The sequence below is a fragment of the Streptomyces hilarionis genome (genome assembly GCF_024539675.1).
Taxonomy (GTDB): domain Bacteria; phylum Actinomycetota; class Actinomycetes; order Streptomycetales; family Streptomycetaceae; genus Streptomyces; species Streptomyces hilarionis.
The window spans coordinates 1-236 of record NZ_JAHHIT010000896.1 but is presented as its reverse complement, the minus strand read 5'-3'; the positions used below and the strand labels follow the sequence as shown (position 1 = coordinate 236).

Here is a 236-nt window from a genome sequence, read left to right as displayed (position 1 = left end):
TCACGGTGGTCTCCGGGCCGGCCGTGGTCGCCTCGCCGACCCAGCTGGGTGTCCAGCAGGGCAAGTCGGGCACCTACACGGTGAAACTGTCGAAGCAGCCGAGCGCGAACGTGACGGTGACGACGGCTCGCGCGAGCGGCAACTCGGGTCTGTCGATCACGGGTGGGGCGAGTTTGACGTTCACGCCGTCGAACTGGAACACCGCGCAGAACGTGACCGTCACCGCCGACGCCTCG

1 protein-coding gene is annotated in these 236 nt (G+C 68.2%); it reads left to right on the top strand.

Annotated features, from left to right (window positions below; genetic code table 11):
* The coding region (locus tag KMS84_RS40705; RefSeq protein ID WP_256921680.1) for a hypothetical protein at positions 1-236 on the top strand (236 nt) is incomplete at both ends.